Source organism: Bradyrhizobium sp. USDA 4353, assembly GCF_054063215.1.
This window is the reverse complement of record NZ_JBSSGB010000001.1, coordinates 4,100,323-4,123,442: the sequence shown is the minus strand read 5'-3', so window position 1 is coordinate 4,123,442 and position 23,120 is coordinate 4,100,323. Positions and strand designations below refer to the sequence as shown.

Below are 23,120 nucleotides of genomic sequence, written 5' to 3'. Positions count from 1 at the left end.
TGTGCTATGCGATCGGGCATGACGGGACCTGCTGATGCGCCGAAACGACCGCTGAAGCGTGGCTGGACGACGGGCAGCTGCGCCACCGCGGCTGCACGTGCGGGCTATGAGCTGCTGATCACCGGCGGCTGTCCCGCCATGGTCGAGATCGCCCTGCCCGGCGGACGTCGCGTCAGCTTCGCCGTGGCGATGCATGAGGGGAGCGATGCGGGCGCCACTGCCGGCGTCGTGAAGGACGCCGGTGATGATCCCGATGTCACGCATGGCGCGCTGATCAAGACGACCGTGCGACGCGCAGCCCAGGGCTCCGGCATCACGTTCCGCGCCGGCGCCGGCGTCGGCACCGTGACGCGGCCGGGCCTGCCATTGCCGCCGGGGGAGCCGGCCATCAATCCGGTGCCGCGCGAGATGATCACGGCCGCGATCCACGAAGCTGCTGCAGCGCTCGGCGGCACGCGCGACGTCATCGTCGAGATTTCGATTCCAGGCGGCGAGGAGCTCGCGAGGAAAACGCTGAACCCGCGGCTCGGCATCATCGGCGGCCTGTCGATCCTCGGCACTACCGGCATCGTCGTGCCGTTCAGCTGTGCCGCGTGGATTCACTCGATCTATCGCGGCATCGATGTCGCGCGCGCCGCCGGCCTGCCGCATATCGCCGGCGCCACCGGCAGCACGTCGGAGAAGGCCGTGCAGCAGCTGTACGGCCTCCCCGAAGCGGCGCTGATCGACATGGGCGACTTCGCCGGCGGCATGCTCAAATATCTGCGCCGTCATCCCGTCGCGCGTGTCACCGTCGCTGGCGGCTTCGCCAAGATGACCAAGCTCGGCCAGGGCCTGCTCGACCTGCATTCGCGCGCCGGCGAGGTGGATCCCGATTGGCTGGCCACGGCGCTGAGCGACGCCGGCGCGCCGGAGGCGTTGGTCACGACCGCGCGCAGCGCCAACACGGCACTCCAGGTGCTGCAGGAGGCTGACAGATGCGGATTCGCAGCCGGCGAGGTGGTCGCGCGCGCCGCCTGGCAGACGGCGCACCGCGCGCTCGGCAACGACGCTGTTGCGCTCGATATCGCGGTGTTCGATCGCGACGGGCGGCTGGTCGGACAATGCCAAGGGCCGGCTCACTCGCCCCTCCCGCGAAAGCGCCGCTGATAGTCGGCATCGTACAGCGCGCTGTTGCGAAAATCCTCGGGATCGAGCGCGCGGCCCACCAGGATGAGGGCCGTGCGCTCCATCGCGCTCGCCGCTACCTGCTCGACGATGGTGGCGAGCGTCCCGGTCACGACGCGCTGCTCCGGCCAGCTCGCGCGATAGACGATCGCGACCGGACAATCCGCGCCGTAATGCGGACGCAGCTCGTCGACAACCTTGTCGAGCACATGGATCGACAGATGGATCGCGAGCGTCGCCTGCGACTGCGCGAACAGCGCCAACTGCTCCGTCTCGGGCATGGCGGAGGCGCGGCCGGAGGTGCGCGTCAGCACCACCGATTGCGCCAGTCCGGGCAGCGTCAGCTCGCGGCCGAGCGCGGCGGCTGCGGCCGAGAACGAGGGAACGCCGGGCGTCACCGTGTAGGGAATGTCGAGCGCATCGAGGCGCCGCAGCTGCTCGCCGAGCGCGCTCCAGATCGACAGATCGCCCGAATGCAGCCGCGCGACGTCCTCGCCGGCCGAGGTGGCCCGCACGAACTCCGCGACGATCTCGTCGAGCGACAACGGCGCCGTGTCGACGATGCGCGCGCCTGTCGGACAATGATCGAGCAGCGCCTTGGGGACGAGCGAGCCCGCATAGAGGCACACGGGACAGCGCGCGATCAGGTCGCGGCCGCGCAAGGTGATCAGGTCCGGCGCGCCGGGGCCGGCGCCGATGAAGTGCACCGTCATCGGCGATCCTCCGGAGCACCCTCGCCCTGGGCGAGCGCACAGGTCGCAGATGCATTGGCGATGCGCGGCAGGATGAGACGCGGGTTGCGCCCCGCAGCGGCGAGCGCCGCAGTCTCAGCTACGGAGGGGACACCCTTGAGACGTTGCACGCGATCACTGTGTGTGATCGCGAGATCGGCGACAGCCGCAAGGTCATGCTGAGCAAGGCCTCGGAGCGGCCGACCCAGCCGCTGCGCCGCATCGATCACGCCGGGCTCCTGCAGCTTGTCTGCGGCGGTCGCAACGACGTCGATCTCCTGAGCTCCCAGACGCGCGGCACTCAGGGCCTGCGCGATCACCGCCTCGATCTCGGCGGGACGTGCGTCGCGGCGACAGCCGATGCCGAGCGCGATCATGGCTTGGTCACCCGCCATTGCGTGACCGGCATCGCGGATCGCCAGCCATGCATGCGCCCAACCGGCTCGATGCGCGACACCGCGATGCGGACCAATTCGCCGCCATGCTTGCCGAACAGATCGATCAGCCGCGCCTCGCCTTCGAGCGAAATGACATTGGCCACGAGACGGCCGCCCGGCTTCAGCTTCGACCAGACGGCGTCGAACACGCCCGGCTCCGAGATCCCGCCGCCGATGAAAGCTGCATCAGGCGATTCAAGATCCGCGAGGACCGCCGGCGCTCGCCCCAACACCAGCTTCAGGTCGGGCGTGCCGAGCGCAAGCGCGTTGCGCAGGGCGCGATCGGCACGCTCCTCTCGCGCCTCGATGCCGATTGCACGCAGCGAGCCGTGACGCAGCAGCCACTCGATCGCGACCGACCCCGATCCCAGACCGACGTCCCACAGCAGCTCGCCCGGCCTTGGCGCGAGCGCAGACAGCGTCACCGCCCGGACATCGCGCTTCGTGAGCTGGCCGTCATGCTCGAACAGATCATCGGCAAGGCCCGAGCTCAGCGGGATCAACGGCGCACCGGGGTCGGCTTCAACTTCAAGCGCAAGGGTCGTCAGCGGATGAATATCCGACAGGTCGAACGCTTCCGCCGACGCACGACGCACCCGCTCCTGCGGTCCGCCCATCGCCTCCAGCACTGTCAACCGCGAGCGCCCCATCCGGCGTGACGTCAGCAGCGCTGCGAGCTTGGCCGCGGTCGATCCATCCCAGGCGAGCGCCAGGATGCGGGCACCGGGCGAGAGATGGCGGATGATGCCTTCGAGCGCGCGGCCATGCAGCGTGACTTGGGCCACGTCCTGCAGCGACCAGCCGAGCCGCGCGGCGGCGAGACTGAACGCCGAGGGCTGCGGGATGCAGAGCATCTCACCCACATCGAAGCGCTGCATCAGCTGCTTGCCGACGCCATAGTTGAAAGGGTCGCCACTGGCGAGCACGACGACCGGCTCGCCGCTGCGCGCCGCGATCTGCTCGAACGCAAGATGCAGCGGGCTCGGCCAGGCCAGCCGCTGGCCGGAGATCAACGCTGCTGCGAGCTCGAGATGCCGCGCACCGCCGGCGACGAGAGCCGCCTGTGCGATCAGACGGCGTGCATGGGCCGTGAGGCCATCGATGCCGTCCTCGCCGATCCCAACGATGGACAGCCAGCGCGTCGCGTTGCAAGCTGCAGCCGGACTCACCATGGACCCTGCCCCGCATGCGTATTCTCATCCTCGGCGGGACGACCGAGGCGTCGGAGCTGGCGCGGTTGCTCGCCGGCGACAGCCGCTTCGAGGCCACGCTCTCGCTCGCCGGCCGCACCGTCTCGCCCAAGCCGCAACCCTTGCCGACGCGCATGGGCGGCTTCGGCGGCATTGCGGGACTGCAGGCGTGGCTGGGCGATCATGCCGTCGAGGCGGTGATCGACGCGACGCATCCTTACGCCGACCAGATGTCGCGGCATGCCGTCGCGGCCTGCGAGGGCCTCGCGCTGCCGCTGGCGTCGATCCGCCGCGAGGCCTGGCCGCGCCAGGATGGTGATCGCTGGATCGACGTTGCTACGCCGCAGGCCGCGGTGTCGGCCCTCGGACAGGATCCTGCACGCGTGTTTCTCAGCCTGGGCCGGCTGGAGCTCGCCGCCTTTGCCGCAGCTCCGCAGCACCACTATATCGCGCGCACGATCGATCCGCCCGGCGACATCGCGCTGCCGCCCGACATCCGCTTCGTGTTCGATCGCGGGCCGTTCGATGAAGCCAAGGAAGAGACCTTCTTGATCGAGGAGCGCATCGCTGTCGTCGTGTCGAAGAACTCCGGTGGCGCAGCGACCTATCCGAAGATCGCCGCCGCACGGCGGCTGAACATCCCCGTGGTGATGATCGCGCGCCCCGACAAGCCGCATGGCGTGCCGCTGGAGAGCGCGCGGGCCGCGGTAACCTGGCTGGAGGGACAGCTTGCTCATCGGCCGTCCTCGACTTCACGGCGCAACGTGTAGACAAACGGCGGCTTCTCATCGCGCGCGATCAGACGCGTCGCCGTCGATCCGATCAGAACGAGCGTGCGCATGTCGGCCTTCGCGGGATCCACCTCGCCCAGCGTCGTGATGATCCGGCTGACTTCGCCGCTGCCGGCGGCGCGCACCATGACGACCACGGTCGAGGCCGGCTTGATCTGTCGCAGCAGTGCGAAGGCTTCACCGAGCTGATGCGGCCGTGCCTTGGACAGCGGATTGTACAAAGCTATGACGAAGTCGGCGCCGGCTGCGGCCTCCAGGCGTCGCCGGATCGTGGTCCAGCTCTTGAGATTGTCGGACAGCGAGATCGCGCAGAAATCGCCGCCCAGCGGCGCTCCAACTTCCGCCGCAGCCGCCAGCATCGCGGTGACGCCGGGCTCCACGCGGATGTCGAGCTCGCGCCACTCCGCCGGCCCCGTCTCGACCGCCTCGAACACGGCGGCCGCCATCGCGAATACGCCGGGATCGCCGCCCGACACCACCGCCACCTTGCGGTCGTCGCTCGCCAGCGTGAGCGCATGTCGGGCACGATCGAGCTCGACACGGTTGTCGCTGGCGTGGCGGATCTGCCCGGGATGGATCGTCACCCGGTCGAGATAGGGACCGTAGCCGATCAGATCCGTCGCAGCCGCGATCGCTGCCGAGGCCGCCGGCGTCATCAGCTCGGACCGACCCGGACCAACGCCGACGATGGTGAGCCTGCCCGTCACAGCCGCCGCCCCTGCCCGGGGATCAGGATCATCGAGAAATACGGGCCGCGATCCAGCTCCACCTCTGCCAGCGGCGTCACGCGTTGCGCCTCCATCGTGCCGCGCTCGACATAGATCGCGCGCGCGAGCAGTCCCGCCTGCGTAACGGCCCGCTTCACCTTGGTGAGATTGCGGCCGACCTTCATGATCACCGCGGCCTCGCAGCGCGTCAGCCGATCGTGCAAGACATCCTCCGCCAACGTGCCCGGCAGCACGGAGAGAACGTCATCGCCCCAGGTGATCGGAACATTGGCCTTGGTCCAGCATCCGGACATGCCGGTGACGCCGGGGACGACCTCGACCGGATGGTCACGCTCGAGCCGCCGCCACATATGCATGAACGAGCCATAGAAGAACGGATCGCCCTCCGACAACAAGCCGACGGAGCGGCCCTCGGCCAGATGCGCCGCGATGCTGTCGGCTGCGCGGCGATAGAAGTCGCCGATCTGCGCCTGATAAGAGGGATCGGCGACCGGCACCTCCTCGGTGACCGGATATTCGAGACGCAACTCGTGACGGCCGGCCTCCATCAGCGGCGCCACGATCCGCCGCGCGTTGCCCTCGATGCCGCGCTTGGCGAAGAACGCCACCACGTCGACAGAGCGGATCAGGCCGGCCGCGCGCAAGGTCAGATAACGCACATCGCCGGGCCCGACGCCGATGCCATAGAGCGTGCGGGCGCTGGCGGAGCCTGCGATGGTGTCGAGCAGGCTCATTCGACGTCGCTCGCGATGGCGTTCACGGCCGCAACCGCCATGGCGCTGCCGCCCTTGCGTCCCCTGACGATCAGATAGGGCACGCGGCCGTCGGCGGCCAATGCCTCCTTGGATTCGCGCGCGCCGACGAAGCCCACCGCCGTTCCGATCACCGCCGCCGGGCGCGGCGCGCCCTGGTCGAGCATGTCGAGCAGATGAAACAGTGAGGTCGGCGCGTTGCCGATCGCCACCAGCGCGCCGCCGAGATGCGGCCGCCAAAGCTCCAGCGCCGCGGCGGATCGTGTCGTGCCGAGCTGTGCAGCGAGCGCAGGCACTCGGGGGTCATCGAGCGTACAGATGATCTCGTTGTCAGCCGGCAGCCGCGGCCGCGTGATGCCTTGCGCGACCATCTTGGCATCACACAGGATCGGCGCGCCGCGATCGAGCGCGGCGCGCGCCTCGGCCGCGAACTGTTGGGACATCTCGATGTCGGAGGTGATCTCGACCATGCCGCAGGCATGAATGATGCGCACGGCGATCTTCTCTTCCAAACCATGGAAGCGCGACAGATCGGCCTCCGAGCGGATGGTCGCGAACGAGCGGCGATAGATCTCGGCGCCGTCCTTGATGTAGTCGCGCAGGTCAGACATGGGCCTTCTCCCGCACTTTGAACAGTCCATCGGCCGCGGCCGCCAGATCCGCCGGATCGATCACGCCGCAGGCCTCGTTTTTCACGGTGCCGTTGCGGACGATGTCGTAGTGATCACCGCCGCCGACCAGCACGACGTCAGCGGATGCGGAGCGCGCGCAGCCCTTGGCGCAGCCGGAGACATGCAGCGTGCCGGCGAACCCGGTACGGATCATCGCAACCGCCAGCACGCGGGCATGCTGGCGGGTCGCGAGCGCCGTCGACGTGCAGCAGCCGGCGCCCGAGCAGGCGTCGATGCGCATCAAGGGATCGGCATCGTTGACGATCAGGCCGAGCCGAGCCGCATCTGCAACCAGCCTTGCTGCTGAATCAGTCTTCGCAACAACATACAACGCGCGCCATGGCGACAGACGAACCTCGGACACATCCAATGATGCGAGCAGCGCGGTGAGTTGCTCCAAGGTTTCGCTGCCGATCCGGCCGAATGGAATGCCGAGCCCGACGGCCTTTGTGTCCGCGGCCAGCGGCATGAGACCCAGCCGCGGCGAAGCTGCACCTGAGGCGATCGCCTCGCTTGCATCGAGGCCCAGCTCGGCAGCGACCATCGCGCTCGCGTTTGCCGGCAGCGTCGCCGAGCGCCGCGTTGGGCTGTGCTGCAGAACGAACCGCGCCAGCTTCGCCGCTACGACTGCAGCAACAGCGATAGCCGTCGACCCAAGCCACTCGACGCCATTGGGCCCGGTCAGACCGACGGCAATGTGACGACCATCAGCCGAGCCACACGCGACGAGGCGAATATCCGCAGCGAGATCCGTCAGCGGCAGCCTGCCGCCGCCATCGAGCGCGAAGCCGAACTTGGCAGGCAGCCCCTGCAGCGCGTCATCAGACGCGAGCGACGCTTCCAGAGCGGCTGCGACCGGGCGCATGTCGACGACCTCGGCCGGATCCAGTCCGGCCAGCGGATTGATCACGATATTGCGGATCGCCTCCAGCTCGGCACTGTCGTCCAGCACGCCGAGGGAGGCCATCAGCTCCCAGAGCGACGCCAGCGTCTCGGGACGCACGCCCCGGATCTGCAGATTGGCGCGGCGGGTGAGATCGATCTCGCCATTGCCGAAGCGCTGCGCTGCTGCGGCAAGCTCACGCAAGGCGCTGACCGACAACACGCCACCGTGAGGGCGAACGCGCACGATCAATCCGTCGCCGCTCGGCATCGGCCGTCGCGCGCCCGGGCACCAGCCCTTGATCTCGATCGCGGCGGTCACGACACATTCTCCGTCTGCGTGAGGCGCGACCGCACGACCGCGAGCTCGTCGGCCACCGCATTCCGACGCGGCACCCACAGCCGCCGGCGGAGCAGGTCCTCGAAGCGAGCAGCCATCGTGGCGACAGCCGCGGGATTGCGCGCGACCATGGCATCCAACACTGCCTCGTCGCGCAGCAGCGCCCCATGCGCCAGATCAAACAGATGCTCGGGAACGGTGTCGAATGTGGCCGCGAACGCATAGAGCGCATCGATCGCCTGCGCGATCTCGGCGACACCGCGATAGCCATGCGCCAGCATGCCCGAGATCCAGCGCGGATTGGCGACGCGGCCGCGCACCACGCGGGCGATCTCCTCGCCAAAGCTCCGCGCCTTCGGCGCCTCCGGCCGGCTGGTGTCGAGATGCAGCAGCGCAGGCGCCGCGCCGAGCGAGGCGGCGGCCGCTGCAAATCCGCCGGCGAAATCGGCGACCTCCTCACCATCGAGCAGATCGCGCTCGCGGTCGTCCTGCGCATGGACGAGCGCATCGGCGCTGCGGACGCGCTCGCGGAACGTGTCAGACGCCGACACGCCCTCGCGCTCGCCGCCGAAACTGTAGCTCGCGCCGTCGAGATAGGCCTCGCCAAGCTGCGCGCGGCTGTCCCAGGCCATGCCGAGCGCGAGATCGGCGGCAACGGCACCGTAGCTTCCGGGCGCGCCGCCGAACACGCGCGCGAGACTCTCGCCACGCCGGCGGGCCGCGGCCAAGGGATTGTCGGCGTCATCCTCGTCGAGCGCCGCCACCGTCTGCACCGCAAGATCGAACAACGCGATCTGGGCTTCGAACAGATCCCGGAACAGGCCCGAGATTCTCAGGGTCGCATCGATGCGTGGCCGGTCGAGCCTCGCCAGCGGCAGCACGTCGACGCCGGTGACGCGATTGGAATTGAGATCCCAGCGCGGCCGCACGCCGAGATAGGCCAAGGCCTGGGCGAGATCGTCCCCGCCGGTGCGCAGCGACGCCGAGGCCCAGAGATCGAGCATCAGCGAGCGCGGATAGTCGCCGTGGTCCTGCAGATAGCGCCGAATGACTTCATCGGCCGCGCGTACGCCGACCAACGCAGCCGTCCGCGTCGGGATCGACCGCGGATCGATCGCCGTGAGATTGCGCCCGGTCGGCAGCACGTCGAGCCGCCCGCGGCTCGGCGCGCCGGCAGGACCTGCCGCCACGCGGCGACCATCGAGCGCCGCAAGCAGCGCGCTCCGCTCGGCCGCCGCGCTCGCCTCAAGCCGAGCTTCGACGTCCGTGCGATGGAGAGCGCTGCCAGCTTGGTCTGCGGCTGCCGTCATCGCGTCCACCAGGAGACCGATCGCGGCGGCCTCGGGAGCTTGGCCGAACACATGAAGACAATCGCGCACGGCCAGCTCCTTGATGTCGCACAATTGCGCATCGAGCTGCGCGATGGCCTCGCGTCCGCTCATCGTCCGATCAAGCCCGCAATCCGCGGCGAGGCCGCTCTGCCAGGCGCGCGCGATGATCTCGTCCTCCAGCAATTTCAGCCGTCGCTTGTCGAGACCGTCGGCCTCGGCATATTCCTCGACCAGCCCTTCCAGCTCGAGCAGCGGACCATGCAGACCCGCTTGCGACAGCGGCGGCGTCAGATGCCCGAGCGTAAGCGCGCCGAGCCTGCGCTTGGCCTGCATCGCCTCGCCGGGATTGTTGACGATGAACGGATAGATCACCGGCAGCGGCCCGAGCACCGCTTCGGGCCAACACGCGCTCGACAGCGCCAGCGCCTTTCCCGGCAGCCATTCCAGCGTGCCGTGCGCGCCGAGATGAATCAGCGCGTCGACCGTCTCGGCCTCGCGCAGATGCGCATAGAGCGCGACATAGGCATGCCGCGGCGGCACGGTGATGTCGTGATAGCCGGATTTGCGATCGGCACGGCTGCCGCGATCCGGCTGCAGCAGGATGACGAGCTTGCCTGCCCGCAGCACGGGAAACCGAAACGCGCCATCGCGGAACGCCGGATCGGCGTCCGCGTCCCCCCAGCTCTCCTGCAAGGCGCGCTGGAGATCGTCAGGCAACAGCGCCAATGCGCGCTGATAGAACGCAAGCGGCACGGCCATCTCATCGGCCTCGTCCCGCAGCAGGGCTTCGACCGCGTCAGCAGCCGGAGGCGCATCGCGCACGTCATAGCCAGCCTCCGCCAACAGCCCGGCGATCCCTGCGGCGCTTGCGCTGGTGTCGAGGCCGACGGCATAACCGCGCCGTCCGCCGCGCGCGGGATAATCCGACAACATCAGCGCGACGCGGCGTTCCGCAGCCGGCAACGCGCGCAAGCGCGCCCAGCGCGCGGCGAGCCGCGCGACGAAGCCGATGCGATCCTGCTGCGGCACATAGCGCGCGGCGCCGAATTGCAGGCGCGGATCGACTGGCATCTCGCCCTTGAACGCGATCGGCCGCGCCAGCAGCCGCCCATCGAGCTCGGGCAGCACGACATTCATCGCGAGGTCCGTCGGCGATAAGCCGCGCGACGAGGACGCCCACGCCTCCTCCGTGCTCTGCGCCTGCACGATCTGCAGCACCGGGACATCAGCGACATCCAGGACCGTCGTGCCGTCATCGCGCAGCGCCGAGAAGGCGGTCGCATTCAGGATGATCGCCGGACACCGCTGCCGGATCAACCGCACCAGCGCATCGGCAATGCTCGGATCCTTCAGGCTGGTGACCGCGACGGCCACGGCCGCCAGACCTTCGCGTGCCAGCGCACGCATCAGCTCCGCGATGGCCGCAGTGTCAGCTGCGAGCAGGCTCGCCCGGTAGAACACGATCAGCGCAGTGGGGCGTGCATCGCTTTGGAAGAGGTCGTCGACGGCAACGGCGCCGCGATCCGGCACGAAGCCGACGATCGAGCCGATCGCAACCGGCTCGGCGAATGGCATCGCGCGGCCGAGCAGCGTGGCAAGATAGCGCAACGCCTCTAGCGCGTTGCCGACGCCGCCTTCGTGCAGATAGCCGTAGAGCCGCGCGGTCGCATCCTTCTGCAGCGTCGAGAGATCATCGAGGCGGTCATCGGCGCGGTCGTCGCCGGGCAGCGCCGCGAACAGGATCTTGCGGCTTCGGCAAACGGCCGCGATCCGCTCCATCCCGTAGCGCCAATAATCGAGCCCGCCGAGGCAGCGCACCACCACGGCGCGGGCCCCGACAATGACGTTGTCGATGTACAAATCCACCGACATCGGATGCTTCAGCCGCTTCAGGCTGGCCAGCCGCAGCGTCGGCAGCTCGGCCGACGCCCCGGTCCAGGCCTCGCCCAGCGCCGACAGATCGCTGTCGGAGAACGACAGCACGACGATGTCGGCTGGCGACTGCGCGAGATCAACGGCCTGTTCGAGGTCGTCCAGATCTGCGCCGGATGTCGCCAGAAGGTGCATCGCCCTCGCCTAGCCTGCGATCACGCTTCTGATCGCGGCCGCATCGAGCCCGCGCTCGCCGATGATCACGAGCCGGCCCTGCCGCGATTCGTCCGAGCGCCACGGACGCTCGAACTGATGCTGGATGCGGCTGCCGACGGCCTGCACCAGCAGGCGCAGCGGCTTGCCGGCGACTTCGACGAAGCCTTTCACACGCAGCACGTCATGCGCATCGACGGCCGCGGCGATGCGGTCGACCAGCACCTCGGGCGAGGTCTGCGGCGGCACATCGAGCACGAAGCTCTCGAAATCGTCGTGATCGTGCTCGGCCTCGTTGTCGTGATGCGACGGCCGGGCCGCGAGATCGTCTTCCGCGGCAGCACCAAGTCCGAGCAACACGGACGCCGAGAGCTGGCCGTGCTCGGTCGCGATCACCTTGACGGCGCGCTGCACCTTCGCAGCGATCTCGGACGCAACCGCCTTGCGCTCCTCGTCGCTCATCAGGTCGCTCTTGTTCATCACGACGAGATCGGCGCAGAGCAATTGATCTTGGTAGACCTCCTCGAGCGGATTGTCGTGATCGAGCGAATCATCAGCCGCGCGCTGCGCCGCGAGCGCCTCGGGATCGTCGGCGAACCGCCCCGCCACGACGGCGGGGCCGTCGACCACCGCCACGACGCCATCCACGGTCACGCGCGTTGCGATCTCCGGCCAGTTGAATGCCTGCACCAGCGGCTTCGGCAGCGCCAGCCCCGACGTCTCGATCACGATGTGCTCGGGCGGCTCCTTCTGGTCCAGCAGGCTCTTGAGCGCCGGCACGAAATCATCCGCGACGGTGCAGCACAGGCATCCATTAGAGAGCTCGACGATGCGATCCTCCGGACAATCCGGCACGCCGCAACCCTTGAGGATATCGCCGTCGATGCCGACATCGCCGAACTCGTTGACGATGATCGCCAGCCGGCGGCCATTGGCGGTCTCGATCAGGTTGCGCACCAGCGTGGTCTTCCCGGCACCGAGAAAACCGGTGACGATCGTGCAGGGCGTTTTGGCATAGGACTTGGTCATGGCGACCTCTTCTCAGTTCGGCGTCGCCAGCGCAGGCACGCGCGCAACGGTGTTTTTGCGGATGTATTCCGGACGCTCGCGCCACGCCGGCAGACCGGCCTCGTGGCGCTGATGCAGTTGCGCGAATGTCAGGACATCCTGCGCATGCAGATCCGGATCGAGCGCGCCGAGCACATAGGTCCATTTGCCCGGCGCCGTCACCGCAACCGTGCAGGCGCGATTGCAGTTGGACAGGCACTCGACACCGACCAAGGTCACGCCGGCGCGCTGCTCGGCGGGCACGGCCTCGATCGCGGAGAGCAGACGGGCCCCCGCACGCGGCTGATCAGATGAAGCCGCGTCGGGGACCTGCGCCCGGCAGGTGACGCAGACGAACAGCGTCGTCGCGCCGATCTCTGATGATGACATCGATCAGCCGATCACGCCGGCAGCCGTGGCCGCAGCGACGCCGCCCACCAGCACGATGGCTGCACCTGCGATCCGCAAGGCCAGCGGCGCGACCGCGTCTGCCTTCGCAGACAGCAATTTGGTCCCGAGAAATGCGCCGGCGGCGATGAGGCTCTGAATCACCAGCAGGCCGGCGAGATAAGCGCCGAGCGGCGTGGTCTCGGCGCCGACGATCGACTCGCCGAGCGCGTAGCCGTGCACGAGTCCGGTCAAGGCGAACAGAACGGCGACCGGCAGCACGCCGAAACGGCCGCGCATCACCACGACCAAGCCGATCACGGCGGTCGACAGGCCGACCAGCAGCTCGGCTGCGGGAATGTTGGCCTTTGCCAGATGCAGGCCGACACCGGCGATCATGGCCGTGGTGAAGGCGAGCACAGGGGCGAAGCCGCGTCCGAGCAGCGCGGCGACGATCCCGGCCCCAAGGATGGCGGCGAGATGATCGAGGCCGATCACGGGATGGCCGAGGCCGGAGAGCAGGCCCTGCGCAAAGGTCTGCGGCAGCTTGCCGCCCATCATGTGATGCGCGAACGCAGGCTGGGCCGCGAGCAGGATGAAGCTCGTGATGGCAAATGTCGTGGTACGCGTGAATCTCATGGCCGCCTCCGTCGCTTGCCGGCTCCCCAGAGGACCGGACGATGCGCTGCATCCGACGGCATCCCGCCGATTCCTCGGCAGGATCAGAACCAGCATCGCGACTCCCCGCGCGACGGGTCGGCCAACAGCAATGTCGACGGCAGGTCTCCTGGCTCTCGGGTCGCTGCGTGAGACCACCTTCCCGGTTGCCCAGTGGTGTCTTGGCCTCACACTCGCCGATTACAGTTGCGGGGGCAGCCACGGCCTAAGGCGCGAACCCGCACCGTGTTCCCTAAATCTCTCCTTTCGGAGAACCGTCATCTGTTAGATACGGGTCGGGCCAAAGCCCGTCAATCGGAATCGTCCCCATGCCCCCTGCCCCGCCGCACCCCGCTCTGCCGCGCCTGACCCTGGTGCTCGGCGGCGCGCGTTCGGGCAAGAGCCGCTATGCCGAGGCGCTGGTCACCGCCGAGCCGCCGCCCTGGATCTATGTTGCGACTGCGCAAGCCTTCGATGACGAAATGGCCGAGCGCATCGCCCATCACAAGGCGCGACGTGCTGAGGGATGGCAGACGCTGGAGACGACGCAAGATCTCGCCGGCCTCATCCGTGAGCGCGCGGAACAGCCAGCGCCGGTGCTGATCGATTGCCTCACGCTGTGGCTGAGCAACGTCATGCTTGCCGACAGGGATGTTCCAGCAGCTTGCGCCGAGTTGATCGATGCGCTCAGAACGGCGCGCGGCCCGATCGTCGCCGTCTCCAACGAGGTCGGTCTCGGCATCGTGCCGGACAACGCGCTGGCGCGCGCCTTCCGCGATGCTCAGGGGCAGCTGAACCAGGACGTCGCGGCGCTGGCGGATCGCGTGATCCTGATGGCGGCCGGTCTGCCGCTCACCTTGAAATGAACAAGAGGACGAACCGATGACCGAGAGCGCCGACGATTCGCGCCACAAGGCGAAGATGGAGAACCGCAAGGCGGTGCAGGATGCCGAGGTCGCGTCGAAGACCGTCGAGAAGGGCCTGCTGATCGTCCACACCGGCAAAGGCAAAGGCAAGTCGACGGCGGCGTGGGGCCTGATGCTGCGCGCGCTCGGCCGCGGCTTCCGCATCGGTGTCGTGCAGTTCGGCAAAGGCGCATGGGAGACCGGCGAGCGCAAGGCGATCGCAGCCTTTGGCGATCAGCTGTCGTGGCACACGCTCGGCGAGGGCTTCACCTGGGAAACACAAGATCGCGCCCGCGACGTCGCGGCAGCCGAGCGCGCCTGGGCCAAGGCGAAGGAGCTGATGGCCGATCCTGCCATCAGGCTTCTGATCCTCGACGAGCTCAACATCGCGCTGCGCTATGATCATCTGCCGATCGCGGACGTGGTGGCGGCGCTCGTCGCGCGCCGTCCCGATCTCCACGTCGTGGTTACCGGACGCAATGCCAAGCCCGAGTTGATCGAGGCGGCCGATCTCGTCACTGAAATGACTCTCGTCAAGCATCACTTCTCCGCCGGCGTGAAGGCGCAGGAAGGCATCGAGTTCTAAACCATGAGCGCGCGCGCCATCATGTTCCAGGGCACCGGCTCCGACATCGGCAAATCGCTGATCGTCGCCGGGCTCGCGCGCGCGCTGACGTTGCGCGGGCTGACAGTGGCGCCGTTCAAGCCGCAGAACATGTCGAACAACGCGGCCGTCACCGCCGACGGCGGCGAGATCGGCCGCGCCCAGGCGCTGCAGGCGCGCGCGGCCCGGCGGCCGATGACCGTGCACATGAACCCGGTGCTGCTGAAGCCGCAAAGCGAGATCGGCTCACAGGTCGTGGTGCAGGGCCGCGTCATCGGCAACGCCAAGGCGTCCGCCTATCAAGCCATGAAGCCGCAGCTGATGAGCGCCGTGCTCGACAGCTTCCATCATTTGGCTGCCGATGCCGATGTCGTGCTGGTCGAAGGCGCAGGCTCGGCCTCCGAGATCAATCTGCGCGCCGGCGACATCGCAAATATGGGCTTCGCGCAGGCGACGCGAACTCCGGTCGTCATCATCGGCGACATCGATCGCGGCGGGGTGATCGCTAGCCTCGTCGGCACCAAGGCGGTGCTCGCCGTGGAGGATGCCAGCCTAGTCGCGGGCTTTCTCGTCAACAAGTTTCGTGGTGACCCCGCTTTGTTTGCATCCGGCATGAGCGAAATCGCGACACGGACCGGCTGGACGTCGCTCGGCCTCATCCCGCATTTTCCCGACGCGCGCCGTCTGCCCGCGGAGGATGCGCTGGGGCTCGCGGAGCGCGGCGCAGGCAGTGGACAACGCCCCAAAGCCGTCGTGCTGGCTTATCCCCGCATCTCCAATTTCGACGAGTTCGATCCGCTTCGCCTCGAGGATGGCATCGACCTGCACTTCCTGCGGCCGGGCACGCCGATCCCCGGTGATGCCGCCATCGTCATCCTGCCCGGCTCGAAGGCGACCATCGCCGATCTCGCCGCCTTGCGCGAGACAGGCTGGGACGTCGATCTCGTGGCGCATCTGCGCCGCGGCGGCCGCGTCCTCGGCATCTGCGGCGGCTATCAGATGCTCGGACAGGCGATCAGCGACCCCGACGGACGGGAGGGAGAGCCAGCTTCTGTCGAAGGCCTCGGACTGCTCGATGTCACCACAACTCTCACGGACGACAAGGCGCTCCGCGAGGTCCAGGGCACGCTGATGCACGATCAGGTATCGTTCCGCGGCTACGAGATGCATATCGGCCGCACGGAAGGTCCAGCCACCGAAAGCCCTTTCCTGACCTTCGCCGACGGCCGCACCGACGGCGCTGTTGCAGCCGACGGCCAGATCGCCGGCTGCTACGTGCATGGCCTGTTCGCCGATGATGGCCTGCGCGCGCATTGGCTGCGGCAACTCGGTGCGACGACGACCGGCCTCGCCTATGAGCGTGACGTCGACGCCACCCTGGATGCGCTCGCGGTGCATCTGGAGCGCCATGTCGATGTCAGCGGCCTTCTTGCGCTGGCGCGCGCGCCCATCCCGCGTGGCAGCTCATAGCACCTGGATGAGGAAAATGCCGCCGATGACGAGAGCCTGAACCAGGCACGCCAGCCGGTAGAGCCGCAATGCGCGCCGGATGTCGGCGGCATTCAGATCGGCGCGACCGTTTCCCATCCAGGAATCGGTGACGAGATCACCGTGATAGACGCGCGGCCCGGCCAGGCGTAGTCCCAGTGCCCCCGCCATCGCGGCCTCAGGCCAGCCGGCATTCGGCGAGCGATGCTTGGCGGCGTCGCGTGCGACGGTTTGCAGGGCAGCCTCGGATGACGCGCCGGCAACACAGCTGGCTGCCGCCGCAATCCATACCGCGGACAACCGCGAGGCCGGCAGGTTGATGAGATCATCGAGCCGCGCCGCAGCCCAGCCGAACGCACGGTGGCGCTCAGATAAATGTCCGATCATGCTGTCGGCGGTGTTGACCGCCTTGTAGATCAGGATGCCCGGGAGCCCGCCGACGAACAGCCAGAACAATGGTGCGACGACGCCATCCGAAAAATTCTCGGCGAGACTCTCGATCGCCGCGCGCGACACGCCGGCTTCATCCAACCGCTCGGGATCCCGCCCGACGATCATCGCCACCGCGCGACGTCCACCGTCGAGGCCTGAGGTCTCCAGTCCCTCCGCGACGGCGGCGACATGCGTATCGAGGCTGCGCTGCGCCAGCAGGCTGCTCGCCAGCACAGCGAGGACGATCGTCGCGGCGATATCGCCGAGGGCCGCCGTGAAGAGCCAGGTCGCAGCCAGGCCGATGGCGGCCATCCCGGCCACGAGCAGGGCTACGAGCGCGAGGCCGTAAGCCCGGCGCGTCGCAAAGCCATCGCCGTCCCCGTTCCAGCGGCGGTCGGCCCATGCTATCAGCGCGCCGATCCACATCACGGGATGGCCGATGCGCTGCACCAGGATTTGCGGGTAACCAGCGGCCGCCTCGATGAGGAGCGCCGCGAGCGCGAGAGAGACGAACATCGATCTCCGCTAAGGGACAGACATGGACGACAAAGCGACTAGCACGCGATCCGAGGCACCGGAAGCCATCGTTCATGGCGGCGATCTCGATGCGATCAGCCGCAGCTATCCCGATGCGCCGCGCCCCTGGATCGATCTGTCGACCGGCATCAATCCCGTTCCCTATCCTCTGGCAGAGCTTGCGCCCGCCAGTTGGGCGTGCTTGCCGAGCAAGGCCGAGGAGCGCGCGCTGCTGGCCGCGGCCGCGGCGCGCTACGGCGTCTCGGACTGCGAGACGATCGTTGCCGCGCCGGGCACGCAGGCGTTGCTGCAGGTGCTCCCAAGACTGCGTCCGCGCTCGCGCGTCGCCGTGCTCGCGCCGACCTATGAGGAGCACGCGCTGTGCTGGCGCCGCTGTGGCCATCAGGTCGAACTGGTCGACGACCTCGATGCGCTCGCCGGGGCCGATGTCGCGGTAATCGTCAATCCCAACAATCCGACCGGCCGCCTGCAGCCGCGCGATGCGCTGGTCCGCCTGGCATCGACGTTGCGCCGGCGCGACGGCCTGATGATCACCGATGAAGCCTTCGTGGACCTCTATCCTCCTGAAGCAAGCCTCGCGGCCGATCTGCCGCCGGGCACGGTCGTGCTGCGCTCCTTCGGCAAGGTCTACGGTCTGGCGGGGATCCGCCTCGGCTTTGCGATCAGCTCCGACGACATCATACAGCAGATCCGCGACGAGCTCGGGCCGTGGGCGGTGTCGGGGCCAGCGCTCGCCGTCGGAGCGGCCGCGCTGGCCGACGAGGCGTGGCTGCATCAGACACGCGCGCGCCTCGCCAAGGATTGCGTGCGCATTGACGCGCTTCTATCCCAAGCTGGCTGTATGGCCATCGGCGGCACGCCGCTGTTCCGGCTGGTCGCATCCGCCACTGCGAGCGATATCGCCGAGCGCCTCGCGCGTCACGGCATTCACGTCAGGCTCTTCCCGTCGCAGCCGAGTTGGCTGCGTTTCGGACTGCCGGGCGATGAAGCGCAGTGGCAGCGGCTCGCGGACGCGCTTGCCGGCTAGCCGAGCACGCAGGCTGCGAGCAGCAGCGTTTCCGTCACCTCGATGCTCGCGCCGTGACAGTCGCCGGTGATGCCGCCGAGACGCCATTGCCAGTAGAAGGCGATGACCGGGATCAGCGCGATGGCGATCAAGCTCGGAACTGCCCCCACGAGCGCGCCGACGGCGAGCAAGCCGCCCCACCCGACGATGACATTCCAGCCCACGCTGTTGGAGACGCTGGCGCCGAGGCCGGGCTTCAGCGACAGCAGCGTCTTGCTGCAGACCAACGTCCCCAAGCGCGCCCAGGCCGGGATCAGCACGAGCGCCCAGGCCGTCGGCCCGGTTGCCAGCTCCGCGATCAACACCAGCTTCGTAGCGATCTGCAGCGCGATCGCAACGACGGCGAAGCTGCCGGCGTGGGGATCGCCGAGCACGGCGACGAAACGCTCGGGCTTGCCATGCGAGGCGCCGAACGCGTCGGCGACATCGCCGAGCCCGTCGAGATGCAGCGCGCCGGTGATCCAGATCCAGCCGACGAGGACGGCAAGCGCAACGATCCACGGATCAGCGCTTTGAAACACCCGGGCGAGAATCGCGAGACAGGCGCCGATCACCAGGCCCGCGGCGGGAAACCACATCGACGCCCGCGCCAGATCATCGGGCCGAGATTCCGCCACGCGTGGTGTCGGCAGACGCGTCAGGAACTGCAGGGCGATCCAGAATTCACGCACACTCATGGCTGGACGATCTCGACGATTTCGGCCCACGGCGCGCCGTCCGCGCCCTGCCCGGCTTCGAGGGTGAGACGGGTGCCGGGATGAATGCGCAGACTCCACAGCTGGTGCAAGGGCCAGCCGAGCAGATGCGCCAGCGCGGCGCGGATCGCGCCGCCATGCGTGACCACCAGGACCGGCGCAGGCTCGGGCGTGGTAAGGATGCGGTCCACCGCGCGCGACACCCGGGTTTGCAGATCCCCCCAGCTCTCTCCGTCCGGCGCTGCGACGGCCGGATCAGCGTAGAAGGCCTCGAGCGAGGCGGCCCCTTCAGGGTCGCTCATGATGTCGCTGCGCTTACGTCCGTCCCATCGTCCGAAATGCAGTTCGCTCCAATCGGGATCGACGTGCAACTCGCCCCCAGCATGTCGGGCATAGTCCTCCGCTGCCGCACGCGCCCGGACCAAGGGCGAGCTCACGATGCGGCGCCATGCCCTGCTCTGCGTCTGCCGCCGGAATTGCTCGAAGCCCGCCTCGCTCAGCGGCGGATCGGTGCGGCCGTCGAGATAGCCATCGCGCCCGGTGGTGCCATGCCGCAGCAGGTCGAGCCGCATCAGGCCTCGCGCCCGGAGACGGCGGCCTCCGCGAAGGTCGCCATGCCCCGGTGGAGCGCACAGGCGAGCCGGACGATCGGCAGCGCGGTCGCCGCGCCCGAGGCTTCGCCGAGCCTCAGGTCGAGATCGATCAGCGCACGGGCGCCGAGGGCTTCGAGCACCAGAGCGTGGCCGCGCTCGGCGGAGCGATGCGAGAACAGCAGCCAGGGCCGGCACGACGGATTGAGCCTGACCGCCACCAGCGCCGCGACCGAGACGATGAAGCCATCGACAAGCACCGGCCATCGCCGCTGCGCAGCCGCGATGATCGCGCCGGACATCGCGATGATCTCGAGGCCGCCGACGGCAGTGAGAACCTCCGCAACGGGCTGTCCCGGAGCCAGACCATGCCGCGTCAACGCATCAGCGATGACCTTTGCCTTTCGCGCCCGCCCATCGGCATCGAGGCCTGTGCCGCTGCCGACGATGTCGGCGGGTGCACACGACAGCAGCGCGGCCGCGATCGCCGCCGCCGACGTCGTGTTGCCGATTCCCATCTCGCCGAAGATCACGAGATCAGGCGAATGGTCGGCCTGCCGTGCGACCGCCCGACGCCCGGCCTCGCAGGCGAACGCCACCTCGTCCGGCGTCAGCGCCCGCTCGGCGCTGAAGTCGCGCGTCCCGTGTCGCGGCTTGTCGACGACCACACCGCGCACCGCCTCGTCGGCCAGCGTCCCGACGTCGACCACCTCCAATGGGCAGCCCAGGGTCCGCGCCAGGACCGAGATCGCCGCACCGCCGCCAGCGAAATTGTGTAGCATCTGCACCGTCACTTCCGGCGGATAGGCCGAAACTCCCTGCGCTGCGATGCCGTGGTCGCCGGCGAACAGCACCACGGGGACTCGATCCGCACCCGGCCGCTCCACGGCCTGCAGCGCCGCCAATTCGACAGCGACCTCCTCCAGCCGGCCGAGTGCGCCGAGCGGCTTGGTCAGTTGCGCCTGGCGCGCAAGGGCCGCTGTTCGGTGCACCTCGGACGGCGCCGGACACTCCGAATTGATCCAGTCAGGGAGCACGATCTGTCCTTTTGGCGTTGCTCGGTCCCGGACGATTGCCACCGGCTCACCTCCGTGGCAAGCGCTGCCGGGCCACTGCCGCCGAGGGACAGCACGCGAACGGAGCTGGGCCATCGGCAGAACCGGCTGCGGCCGACGGCCCGATTGTCATGCAACTGTCATCGAACGCGTTGACAGGTGGCTGCCCCACCCAGCTCGAAAGACGTCCATGGATTACTTCCGCCGCTTCACCTTCCTGTTCGCCGCGCCGGTGTTCGAGACCGACGACCTTGCCGGCGTCCGCTTCAACCAGATCATCGAGGAGATCCAGCGCTCGGGCTTCGAGGTCGTCCGCGCCCGCAAGCTGGAGGATGCCGAGATCGCGGTGCAGACGGATGCGGCGATCGGCTGCATGGTGGTGGACTGGGGCAAGAAGGGACTGGAGGGCAAGACGGCGTCGCTAATCAATCTGATGCGCCGCCGCGGCCTCGACTTCCCGATCATCCTCTTGATTCGCCGCAAGCGGTTCGAGGATCTGCCGGTCGAGGTGCTCGACTTCATCGACGGCTACGTCTTCCTCTCCGAGGAGACGCCGGCGTTCATCGCCAAGAATTTGATCAGCCGGCTGAAGCAATATGCCGAGACCTTGAAGACGCCGTTCTTCGGCACGCTGGTCGACTATGCCGAGGAAGGCAACCAGCTCTGGACCTGCCCCGGGCACAATGGCGGCGTGTTCTACAGCAGGAGCCCAATCGGCCGGATATTCGTCGAGCATCTCGGCGAGGCCGTGTTCCGCGACGACCTCGACAATTCCGTGCTCGACCTCGGCGACCTCCTCACCCATGAGGGCCCGGCGCTGCGGGCGCAGAAGGAAGCGGCGCAGATCTTCGGCGCCGAGAAGACCTATTTCGTGCTCAACGGCACCTCGACCTCCAACAAGGTGGTGCTGGGATCGCTGGTCACCGACGGCGACCTCGTGCTGTTCGACCGCAACAATCACAAGGCCGCGCATCACGGCGCGCTGCTGATCTCGGGCGGCGTTCCGATCTATGTCTCCACCGTCCGCAACGCCTGGGGCCTGATCGGGCCGATGCGCTGGGATCTGCTCGACGAGGAGCATCTGCGGCAGCAGATCCGCAACAATCCCCTCGTCAAGGACCCCGACGCCTGGCGCAAGGAGCGGCCGTTCCGGGTCGCCGTTGTCGAGCAGTGCACCTATGACGGCACGATCCATAGCGCCGAGATGATCCTCAAGCGCATCGGGCACCTCTGCGACTACATCATGTTCGACGAGGCCTGGGCGGGCTTCATGAAGTTCCACCCGCTCTATGCCGGCCGCTTCGCGATGGGCCTGTCCGAGCTCGGCCCCGATGCGCCCGGCATCATCGCGACGCAATCGACCCACAAGCAGCTCGCGAGCTTCTCCCAGGCGTCGCAGATCCACATCAAGGACCGCCACATCAAGGGCCAGCGCCGCCGCGTCGAGCATCGCCGCTTCAACGAAAGCTTCATGCAACACGCCTCGACCTCGCCGTTCTATCCGCTGTTCGCCTCGCTCGATGTCGGCGCGCAGATGATGAAGGGCCGCTCCGGCGAGGTGCTGTGGGACGACACGATCCGGCTCGGCATCGAATTGCGCAAGAAGATCCGGGCGATGCGCCGGGAGTTCGACGAGAAGGAGAAGGATCCGGCGCGGCGCTGGTTCTTCGAGCCGTTCGTGCCCGACCGGGTCTCGATCCCCGATGCGGCGAGCCCCGGCGGCCGCCACGACGTCGCCTGGGAGGCGATCTCGACCGACCAGCTCGCCACCGATGCCTCGCTCTGGCAGCTCGCGCCGGGCGAAGCGTGGCACGGCTTTCCGGATCTCGCGCCCGGCTTCGCCATGACCGACCCGAACAAGCTGACCCTGCTCACTCCCGGCTTCGACCGCGCCTCTGGCGGCTATGCCGAGCACGGCATCCCCGCGCCCGTCGTCGCGCAATATCTGCGCGAGAACCGCATCGTCGCCGAGAAGAACGACCTCAACTCGCTGCTCTTCCTGCTGACGCCGGGGGTCGAGGCCAGCAAGGCCGGCACCTTGATCAGCGGGCTCGTCGCCTTCAAGCGCCTGCATGATGACAACGTGCTGCTTGAGGACGCCATCCCCGAGTTCACCCGCCGCCGCTTCGGCCGCTACGGCAAGGTGCGGCTGCGCGACCTCTGCGGCGAGATGCACCGCTTCTATCGCGAGGCCGAGGTGAGCGCGCTGCAGGCCAAGCAGTTCCAGCCGCAGCATCTGCCGGAGATCGCGCTGTCGCCGCGCGAGGCGGCGCGGGCGCTGATGCGCAACGAGGTCGACTACCTGCCGATCGACCAGATCGCCGGCCGGATCGCGACCACGCCCTTCGTGGTCTACCCGCCGGGCATCGCCACCATCGTGCCGGGCGAGCGGCTGTCGGAGCGCGCCAAGCCGATGATCGATTACCTCAAGATGTTCGAGCGCGCGTTCAATACCTTCCCGGGCTTCGACGTCGAGATTCAGGGATTGTATAAGGAGATCGACGAGGCTGGGCGGATCCGGCTCTATACCTATGTCTGCGCAGAGTAATTCC

General features: G+C 68.2%; 22 protein-coding genes and 1 riboswitch. Of the genes, 7 read left to right on the top strand and 15 right to left on the bottom strand.

The window, feature by feature from the left end; genetic code table 11:
- Nucleotides 1-18: 18 nt before the first annotated feature.
- Nucleotides 19-1,149, top strand: a complete 1,131-nt coding sequence (locus ACVILH_RS18465; protein WP_456714153.1) for a cobalt-precorrin-5B (C(1))-methyltransferase — start codon at nt 19-21, stop codon at nt 1,147-1,149.
- On the opposite strand, the gene cobM is transcribed toward ACVILH_RS18465, so the two are convergent.
- Genes cobM through cbiE form a run of 3 tightly spaced genes read right to left on the bottom strand, consistent with a single transcriptional unit; the run spans nt 1,119 to nt 3,507 of the window.
- Complete coding sequence (gene cobM / locus ACVILH_RS18460) at nt 1,119-1,880, bottom strand: precorrin-4 C(11)-methyltransferase (protein WP_456714152.1); 762 nt, start codon at nt 1,878-1,880, stop codon at nt 1,119-1,121. The two genes, ACVILH_RS18465 and cobM, sit on opposite strands and share 31 nt — an antisense overlap.
- Nucleotides 1,877-2,275 (bottom strand): cobalamin biosynthesis protein, encoded by a 399-nt coding sequence (locus ACVILH_RS18455; protein ID WP_456714151.1) that lies wholly within the window; start codon nt 2,273-2,275, stop codon nt 1,877-1,879. Before ACVILH_RS18455 ends, cobM begins: the two co-directional genes overlap by 4 nt.
- Nucleotides 2,272-3,507, bottom strand: coding sequence for a precorrin-6y C5,15-methyltransferase (decarboxylating) subunit CbiE (gene cbiE / locus ACVILH_RS18450; protein ID WP_456714150.1), 1,236 nt, complete (start codon nt 3,505-3,507; stop codon nt 2,272-2,274). The genes ACVILH_RS18455 and cbiE overlap by 4 nt, the downstream gene beginning before the upstream one ends.
- 14 nt (nt 3,508-3,521) lie before the next feature.
- On the opposite strand from cbiE, the gene ACVILH_RS18445 reads away from it, so the two are divergent.
- Nucleotides 3,522-4,295 (top strand): cobalt-precorrin-6A reductase, encoded by a 774-nt coding sequence (locus tag ACVILH_RS18445; RefSeq protein ID WP_456714149.1) that lies wholly within the window; start codon nt 3,522-3,524, stop codon nt 4,293-4,295.
- Here the strand turns inward: ACVILH_RS18445 and cobJ are convergent.
- Genes cobJ through ACVILH_RS18405 form a run of 8 tightly spaced genes read right to left on the bottom strand, consistent with a single transcriptional unit; the run spans nt 4,259 to nt 13,178 of the window.
- A complete protein-coding gene (gene cobJ, locus ACVILH_RS18440; RefSeq protein ID WP_456714148.1) occupies nt 4,259-5,023 on the bottom strand; it encodes a precorrin-3B C(17)-methyltransferase in 765 nt (254 codons plus the stop codon). The two genes, ACVILH_RS18445 and cobJ, sit on opposite strands and share 37 nt — an antisense overlap.
- Nucleotides 5,020-5,778, bottom strand: a complete 759-nt coding sequence (locus ACVILH_RS18435; protein WP_456714147.1) for a precorrin-2 C(20)-methyltransferase — start codon at nt 5,776-5,778, stop codon at nt 5,020-5,022. Before ACVILH_RS18435 ends, cobJ begins: the two co-directional genes overlap by 4 nt.
- A complete protein-coding gene (locus tag ACVILH_RS18430) occupies nt 5,775-6,407 on the bottom strand; it encodes a precorrin-8X methylmutase (RefSeq protein ID WP_456714146.1) in 633 nt (210 codons plus the stop codon). The genes ACVILH_RS18435 and ACVILH_RS18430 overlap by 4 nt, the downstream gene beginning before the upstream one ends.
- Complete coding sequence (gene cobG / locus ACVILH_RS18425) at nt 6,400-7,671, bottom strand: precorrin-3B synthase (protein WP_456714145.1); 1,272 nt, start codon at nt 7,669-7,671, stop codon at nt 6,400-6,402. Before cobG ends, ACVILH_RS18430 begins: the two co-directional genes overlap by 8 nt.
- Nucleotides 7,668-11,087, bottom strand: a complete 3,420-nt coding sequence (gene cobN / locus ACVILH_RS18420) for a cobaltochelatase subunit CobN (RefSeq protein ID WP_456714144.1) — start codon at nt 11,085-11,087, stop codon at nt 7,668-7,670. The genes cobG and cobN overlap by 4 nt, the downstream gene beginning before the upstream one ends.
- A gap of 9 nt (nt 11,088-11,096) precedes the next feature.
- Nucleotides 11,097-12,134, bottom strand: coding sequence for a cobalamin biosynthesis protein CobW (cobW, locus tag ACVILH_RS18415; RefSeq protein ID WP_456714143.1), 1,038 nt, complete (start codon nt 12,132-12,134; stop codon nt 11,097-11,099).
- 12 nt (nt 12,135-12,146) lie between these two features.
- On the bottom strand, nt 12,147-12,542 hold the full coding sequence (locus ACVILH_RS18410) for a DUF1636 domain-containing protein (protein WP_456714142.1): 396 nt from the start codon (nt 12,540-12,542) through the stop codon (nt 12,147-12,149).
- 3 nt (nt 12,543-12,545) lie between these two features.
- Nucleotides 12,546-13,178: a HupE/UreJ family protein gene (locus ACVILH_RS18405; RefSeq protein ID WP_456714141.1), complete on the bottom strand. Its 633-nt coding sequence runs from the start codon at nt 13,176-13,178 to the stop codon at nt 12,546-12,548.
- Nucleotides 13,179-13,299: 121 nt separating this feature from the next.
- A riboswitch (cobalamin riboswitch) is annotated at nt 13,300-13,491 on the bottom strand.
- A 34-nt stretch (nt 13,492-13,525) separates the two neighbouring features.
- On the opposite strand from ACVILH_RS18405, the gene cobU reads away from it, so the two are divergent.
- From cobU to ACVILH_RS18390, 3 genes are read left to right on the top strand one after another with little or no spacing between them, the layout of a single operon-like run.
- On the top strand, nt 13,526-14,062 hold the full coding sequence (gene cobU, locus ACVILH_RS18400; RefSeq protein WP_456714140.1) for a bifunctional adenosylcobinamide kinase/adenosylcobinamide-phosphate guanylyltransferase: 537 nt from the start codon (nt 13,526-13,528) through the stop codon (nt 14,060-14,062).
- A 16-nt stretch (nt 14,063-14,078) separates the two neighbouring features.
- Entirely contained in the window at nt 14,079-14,687 is a 609-nt protein-coding gene (gene cobO / locus ACVILH_RS18395) for a cob(I)yrinic acid a,c-diamide adenosyltransferase (protein ID WP_456714139.1), read from the top strand.
- Between the two features lie 3 nt (nt 14,688-14,690).
- Complete coding sequence (locus ACVILH_RS18390; RefSeq protein WP_456714138.1) at nt 14,691-16,175, top strand: cobyric acid synthase; 1,485 nt, start codon at nt 14,691-14,693, stop codon at nt 16,173-16,175.
- On the opposite strand, the gene cbiB is transcribed toward ACVILH_RS18390, so the two are convergent.
- The gene (gene cbiB, locus ACVILH_RS18385; RefSeq protein WP_456714137.1) at nt 16,170-17,141 is read right to left on the bottom strand and encodes an adenosylcobinamide-phosphate synthase CbiB; all 972 of its coding nucleotides are present in this window, start codon (nt 17,139-17,141) and stop codon (nt 16,170-16,172) included. The genes ACVILH_RS18390 and cbiB overlap by 6 nt on opposite strands.
- Before the next feature lie 22 nt (nt 17,142-17,163).
- On the opposite strand from cbiB, the gene cobD reads away from it, so the two are divergent.
- Complete coding sequence (gene cobD, locus ACVILH_RS18380) at nt 17,164-18,189, top strand: threonine-phosphate decarboxylase CobD (protein ID WP_456714136.1); 1,026 nt, start codon at nt 17,164-17,166, stop codon at nt 18,187-18,189.
- On the opposite strand, the gene cobS is transcribed toward cobD, so the two are convergent.
- Genes cobS through cobT form a run of 3 tightly spaced genes read right to left on the bottom strand, consistent with a single transcriptional unit; the run spans nt 18,186 to nt 20,550 of the window.
- Complete coding sequence (gene cobS, locus ACVILH_RS18375) at nt 18,186-18,905, bottom strand: adenosylcobinamide-GDP ribazoletransferase (protein WP_456714135.1); 720 nt, start codon at nt 18,903-18,905, stop codon at nt 18,186-18,188. The two genes, cobD and cobS, sit on opposite strands and share 4 nt — an antisense overlap.
- Complete coding sequence (locus ACVILH_RS18370; RefSeq protein WP_456714134.1) at nt 18,902-19,495, bottom strand: histidine phosphatase family protein; 594 nt, start codon at nt 19,493-19,495, stop codon at nt 18,902-18,904. Before ACVILH_RS18370 ends, cobS begins: the two co-directional genes overlap by 4 nt.
- On the bottom strand, nt 19,495-20,550 hold the full coding sequence (gene cobT / locus ACVILH_RS18365; protein ID WP_456714133.1) for a nicotinate-nucleotide--dimethylbenzimidazole phosphoribosyltransferase: 1,056 nt from the start codon (nt 20,548-20,550) through the stop codon (nt 19,495-19,497). Before cobT ends, ACVILH_RS18370 begins: the two co-directional genes overlap by 1 nt.
- Before the next feature lie 208 nt (nt 20,551-20,758).
- Between cobT and ACVILH_RS18360 the strand changes: the two genes are divergently transcribed.
- The gene (locus ACVILH_RS18360) at nt 20,759-23,116 is read left to right on the top strand and encodes an Orn/Lys/Arg family decarboxylase (protein ID WP_456714132.1); all 2,358 of its coding nucleotides are present in this window, start codon (nt 20,759-20,761) and stop codon (nt 23,114-23,116) included.
- The last annotated feature ends 4 nt before the right edge of the window (nt 23,117-23,120 follow it).